The 4,903-nt window shown below is 70.2% G+C and carries 7 protein-coding genes; 3 read left to right on the forward strand and 4 right to left on the reverse strand.

The features are described 5' to 3' along the window. On the reverse strand, positions 1 to 227 hold a 227-nt coding region (locus ACOJSN_RS13395), incomplete at its 3' end, for a hypothetical protein (RefSeq protein ID WP_420113001.1). Positions 228 to 335: 108 nt separating this feature from the next. Between ACOJSN_RS13395 and ACOJSN_RS13400 the strand changes: the two genes are divergently transcribed. Further along, positions 336 to 1,244: a phosphotransferase gene (locus ACOJSN_RS13400; protein ID WP_420113002.1), complete on the forward strand. Its 909-nt coding sequence runs from the start codon at positions 336 to 338 to the stop codon at positions 1,242 to 1,244. 22 nt (positions 1,245 to 1,266) lie between these two features. Here the strand turns inward: ACOJSN_RS13400 and ACOJSN_RS13405 are convergent, their stop codons facing one another. Next, on the reverse strand, positions 1,267 to 2,262 hold the full coding sequence (locus ACOJSN_RS13405; protein WP_420113003.1) for an aldo/keto reductase: 996 nt from the start codon (positions 2,260 to 2,262) through the stop codon (positions 1,267 to 1,269). A 126-nt stretch (positions 2,263 to 2,388) separates the two neighbouring features. On the opposite strand from ACOJSN_RS13405, the gene ACOJSN_RS13410 reads away from it, so the two are divergent. Beyond that, positions 2,389 to 3,009 (forward strand): GNAT family N-acetyltransferase, encoded by a 621-nt coding sequence (locus ACOJSN_RS13410; RefSeq protein ID WP_420113004.1) that lies wholly within the window; start codon positions 2,389 to 2,391, stop codon positions 3,007 to 3,009. A 12-nt stretch (positions 3,010 to 3,021) separates the two neighbouring features. On the opposite strand, the gene ACOJSN_RS13415 is transcribed toward ACOJSN_RS13410, so the two are convergent. Further along, entirely contained in the window at positions 3,022 to 4,002 is a 981-nt protein-coding gene (locus tag ACOJSN_RS13415) for an aldo/keto reductase (RefSeq protein ID WP_420113005.1), read from the reverse strand. Between the two features lie 127 nt (positions 4,003 to 4,129). On the opposite strand from ACOJSN_RS13415, the gene ACOJSN_RS13420 reads away from it, so the two are divergent. Next, positions 4,130 to 4,471 carry a YciI family protein gene (locus ACOJSN_RS13420; RefSeq protein ID WP_420113006.1) on the forward strand — a complete coding sequence of 114 codons (342 nt, stop codon included), beginning with the start codon at positions 4,130 to 4,132 and terminating at the stop codon, positions 4,469 to 4,471. Between the two features lie 12 nt (positions 4,472 to 4,483). Here ACOJSN_RS13420 and ACOJSN_RS13425 read toward each other — a convergent pair whose 3' ends face one another. Beyond that, positions 4,484 to 4,789 (reverse strand): thiamine-binding protein, encoded by a 306-nt coding sequence (locus ACOJSN_RS13425; RefSeq protein WP_420113007.1) that lies wholly within the window; start codon positions 4,787 to 4,789, stop codon positions 4,484 to 4,486. Positions 4,790 to 4,903 lie beyond the last annotated feature (114 nt).

The raw sequence follows: 4,903 nt of genomic DNA on the forward strand, positions 1-4,903 counted from the left end.
TCACAGACCGCGAACTCCGGCACCGCCGGAGTCCCCGGACCACCCAACCGGACCGCCTGCTCTACCCCAGGACCAGGCGTGGGCGCCTCCCACTCCTCAGACACCTCACCCAAGTACTGGGCCAGGTGATCCAGCCGCACCGCCTCCATCCGCGTCACCTCACGATCGGCCGCAACGGCAGCACGCAACGCGCCGTCGCCAACCAGTCCGAGAGGAAGTGCATCCATACGAGCTACTACACCACCGACCTCCGACATTGCCCGAAACGGCGGAAAATCAACGATTCGGCGTCAAATGTCTCGACCACGACTCACCGGTGAGCCAGGATCGGGCCGATGCAGATGCACGAGAACCAGAGCCCCACCGACGTCACGCTCGCCCGGCGGCTGCTCGCCGAGCAGCACCCCCGGTGGGCCGACCTGCCGCTCACACCGATCGAGCACTTCGGCACCGACCACGACGTCTACCGCATCGGCGAGCAGGCCTCGCTCCGCCTCCCTCGCACTGCCTGGGCCGCCGCCCAGGCACGCAAGGAGGACGCGCTGCTCCCTCGCCTCGCGCCGCGCGTGACGCTCGCCGTGCCACAGGTGTTCGCCCACGGCCACGCCACCTCCGAGTTCCCGCACCCGTGGTCCGTGCAGTCGTGGTTGCCCGGGGAGGACCTCGTCGGGCGAGTGCTCGACGGCGACACGCGCCTCGCGAGGGATCTCGCCGCGTTCGTCGGCTCGCTCCGCGAGGTCGACATCGCGGACGCACCACCCAGGCCGGCCACCGCCCGAGGAGGCTACCTCGGAGACGGGGACACCGCCGTCGAGAATCGACTCCAGGAGCTCGGCGACCGGGTGAACGCGGCCGCACTGGTGAGCGCGTGGGGCGAGTCCCGGGGCGCGGCCGCGCCGACCGAGCAACGCTGGACCCACGGCGACCTTCTCCCGGGCAACCTGCTCACGACCGACGGTCGACTCTCCGGCGTGATCGACTTCGGCGCCCTCAACGTGACCGACCCCGCGCTGGACCTCACGCCCTGCTGGTACCTGCTCGGTGGCGCCGACACCCCGGCTGGGCGCGCCTTCCTCGGCGATCTCGGAGCCACGCCCGAGGACGTGCTCCGTGCCCGCGGCTGGGCACAGCTGCAGGCGCTCAACGCGCTCCCGTACTACTGGGACACCAACCCCGGCATGGTGCGGCTGGCCGGCAGGGCGTTGCGCCTGATCGAGGCAGAGGTCACGCCCGGGCGGGCCTGAGCCACGAGCTCTGGTGCACGTTCTACGGCGTGGCTGCATCCTCGGGGATGAGCCCGGCGGTGCGGAGGTCGTCCCACAACTCGGTGGGGATCGTGGTGCTCGCGCGCTCGACGGCGTCGGTCGCCTCCGCTGCGTCCCTCGCCCCGACGACGGTGGAGACGACGGCGGGGTGGGCGGCCACGAAGGCCAGAGCAGCCTGGGGGAGGGTGATGGCGTGGCGCTCGCAGACGTCGGCGAGCGCGTGCGCCCGCTCGACCAGCGCGCGCGGGGCGCGCGCGTAGTCGAAGGTGGCGTCGGAGCCGGGGCGGTCCACGGCCAGCAGGCCGGAGTTGTAGACGCCGCCGATCACCACGCCGACGTCGTTCTGGGTCGCTGCGGGGAGCAGGTCGGCGAGCGCGCTGTGGTCCAGCAGTGTGTACCGGCCGGCGCACAGCACCACGTCGATGTCGCACTCGCGGACGAACCGCGCGAGATGGTGGGAGAAGTTCATCCCGGCGCCCACGGCGCGCACCACACCCTCCTCGCGCAGCTCCACCAGCGCCGGGATCGCCTCGGCGACCGCCTCGTCCATCCGGTCCTCCGGGTCGTGGAGGAACGCGATGTCGATCCGGTCGAGCCCGAGCCGGCCCAACGAGTCGTCGAGGGAGCGGCGGATGCCGTCACGCGTCAGGTCCCAGCTTCGGCGTAGGTCGGCAGGCACGTGGAAACCGTTGTCGGCGGCGTCGCGCTCGTGCGCGGTTGCCGGGGAGGGGACGAGCAGTCGGCCGACCTTCGTGGACAGCACGTAGTCCTCGCGCGGGCGCTCCCGCAGCAACGCACCGAGCCGGAGCTCGGAGAGCCCCAGCCCGTAGTGCGGAGCGGTGTCCACATAGCGCACGCCAGCGTCCCAGGCGGTGGAGAGGGTCTGGGCGACCTGCTCGTCGCTGCGTTCACCGCCGAAGTTGCCCGCCTGTGCGCCGCCGAGACCGAGCGAGGTGAGTGCGACGTCCGGTCGTTTGGGGAGTGGGCTGGTCTGCATGCCGGGAGCGCTTCCTGCTGGGAGAAGGGGACGGGTGCCTCGCGGCCACACGGTAGTGGTGCGAGCCGAGCGGCGGATCGCGTGATCCGGAAGTGGATCGTCCGGATGGCACCGTAGTGTCCCGATATGGCGACGACGCGTGGATCTGTCAGCGAGGCTCCGGCGTACAGCGTGGAGCCGCTGTCGTCTGAGACCTGGGACCTCTTCGACGACGTGGTGGACCGGCACGGCGGCATCTTCGGCGGTTGTTGGTGCATCTGGTTCCATCCGGACCGTGGCGAGGCAGGCGAGGGCGCCGAGGGCAACCGTGCCCGGAAGAAGCGCTACGTGGAGGAGGGGCAGGCGCACGCCGCACTGCTGGTCACCGAGCAGGACGGGCAGCGCGAGGCGATCGCGTGGGCCGAGTACGGCACGCCGCAGGAGCTGCCCAACATCCACCACAGCAAGCAGTACCTCGCCGAGCTCGACCTGCTGCCGGACTACCGGGTGACGTGCATCTTCGTCGACCGCCGGTACCGGCGGCAGGGCCTGGCCGAGGCTGCCCTGCAGGGCGCCCTCGACCTGATCGCCCAAGCCGGAGGCGGCATCGTGGAGGGTTACCCGCACGTCAACCGGCCGGATAAGAAGATCTCGGCGTCGTTCCTCTACAACGGAACCCGCGACATGTACGCGCGCAACGGTTTCGACTTCATCCGGCCCAAGGGGCAGTTCAACACGGTCATGCGGCGCACGGTGCCGGCGGCGTAGCGCCGGGACGGGCTACCAGGCGTACGCCTCGGGGGCAGGCTTGCTGCCCCGGGGGAACGGGGCGGGGAAGAGCTCGTCGAGGCGCTCGAGCGTGGCGTCGTCGAGCTCGATCTCCGGCACGCGAAGGCTGTCCTGCAGCTGCTGCGGAGTGCGCGGGCCGATGATCGGAGCGGTGACGGCGGGGCGGGTGAGCAGCCACGCGAGTGCCACGTCGGCAGGCTTCTCGCCGAGGTCGTCGCACAGAGCCTCGTAAGCGGTGAGCACCTCACGGTTCTTCTCGATGCCGTCGGTGTTCGCCGTTCCGCGACCCTCCACGCCGTCACGCTGCTTGGCCAGCACGCCGCCCAGCAGACCGCCGGACAGCGGCGACCACGGGATCACGCCGAGGCCGTGGTGCTCGGCCGCGGGCAGCACCTCCAGCTCGACCCACCGCGACATCAGGTTGTACAGCGACTGCTCGCTGACGAGGCCGACCACACCCGCCGCTTCCGCTGCACCCTGTGCCGTCGCCATGTGCCAGCCCGCGAAGTTCGACGAGCCGACGTACAGGATCTTTCCCTGCTGCCGCAGCACGCTCATCGCCTCCCAGATCTCGTCCCACGGCGTGTCCCGGTCGACGTGGTGCATCTGGTAGAGGTCGATGTAGTCGGTCTGCAGTCGCTGCAGCGAGGCGTCGGCTGCACGGCGGATGTTGAGTGCGGACAGCTTGCCCTCGTTGGGCCAGTCGCCCATCTGGCCGTACAACTTCGTGGCCAGCACGGTGCGCTCGCGGCGCCCGCCGCCCTGGGCGAACCAACGGCCGAGGATCTCCTCGGTCTGGCCGTGCGGACTGCCGTAACGGTTGGCGGTGTCGAAGAAGTTGAGGCCGGCCTCGTGCGCGGCGTCCATGATCGCGTGGCTGTCGGCCTCACTGGTGCGAGGGCCGAAGTTCATCGTGCCGAGCACGAGCGGGGAGACCTGGAGACCGGTGCGGCCGAGCTGGCGATATTCCATGCTGAGAATCTATGCCATCGGCGCGTGGCAGCGGGATGTCGTCTCGTGAACGGGCGGTGTCGATTCCGGGGCCGTGCCATCGTCATGAGAGCAGCGCCACCGAGCCGCACGCCAGCCGAGGAGTGACATGACCACGTACCTGATCTATTTCCACCAGCAGTGGGTCGGCGACCACACGTCCGAGTGGTTCGCCAGCCGCGGTCCGCTCGCGAACGCGGTCTGCGACGAGATGGAGGCCGCCGGCGTCCTCGTCGCCGCCGGCGGGCTCGACGAGAACATCGAGGCTGCCGTCACCGCGGACGCGACGAGCGGCACCCTGGTGTTCACCGACGGTCCCTACACCGAGGCGACGGAGTACCTCGGTGGCTTCACCGCGATCGACGTGCCCGACGACGAGACCGCGCGCATGTGGGCCGGCAAGGTCGCCGAGGCCTGCGGGTGGCCGCAGGTGGTGCGACGATTCCAGTAGTACGCGACCAGGTCAGTTGTCGCCCTGCAATGCGTTGTCGATCCGCTCGACCTTGGCGGTGAGCTGCCCGGTGTAGCCCGGCCGGATGTCGGCCTTGAGCACCAGTGAGACGCGCGGGGAGACCTCGGCGACGGCGCCGACCGCCGCCTTGACGACCGCCATCACCTCGTCCCACTCGCCCTCGATCGTGGTGAACATCGCCGTGGTCTCGTTCGGCAGCCCGGAGTCGCGGACCACCTTGACGGCGCGCGCGACGGCGTCGGTGACGCTTCCGGTGGGGTCGGAGGTGAGCGGGGCGATGCTGAAGGCAGCGAGCATCCCGGCAGCGTCCCACATCCGACTATCCACAAATGGTATACCATTTGTGGCATGGCGAATCTGACTGTGTCCCACGTGCGCCCCTGGGGCGGGGCGCCCGTCGACATCGTGATC

Source organism: Pseudactinotalea sp. (assembly GCF_048594945.1).
Classification (GTDB): domain Bacteria; phylum Actinomycetota; class Actinomycetes; order Actinomycetales; family Beutenbergiaceae; genus Pseudactinotalea.

Coding starts and splice junctions, on each gene's coding strand:
- ACOJSN_RS13400 (WP_420113002.1), top strand. CDS start 336: ATGCAGATGCACGAGAACCAGAGCCCCACCGACGTCACGCTCGCCCGG.
- ACOJSN_RS13405 (WP_420113003.1), bottom strand. CDS start 2,262: ATGCAGACCAGCCCACTCCCCAAACGACCGGACGTCGCACTCACCTCG.
- ACOJSN_RS13410 (WP_420113004.1), top strand. CDS start 2,389: ATGGCGACGACGCGTGGATCTGTCAGCGAGGCTCCGGCGTACAGCGTG.
- ACOJSN_RS13415 (WP_420113005.1), bottom strand. CDS start 4,002: ATGGAATATCGCCAGCTCGGCCGCACCGGTCTCCAGGTCTCCCCGCTC.
- ACOJSN_RS13420 (WP_420113006.1), top strand. CDS start 4,130: ATGACCACGTACCTGATCTATTTCCACCAGCAGTGGGTCGGCGACCAC.
- ACOJSN_RS13425 (WP_420113007.1), bottom strand. CDS start 4,789: ATGCTCGCTGCCTTCAGCATCGCCCCGCTCACCTCCGACCCCACCGGA.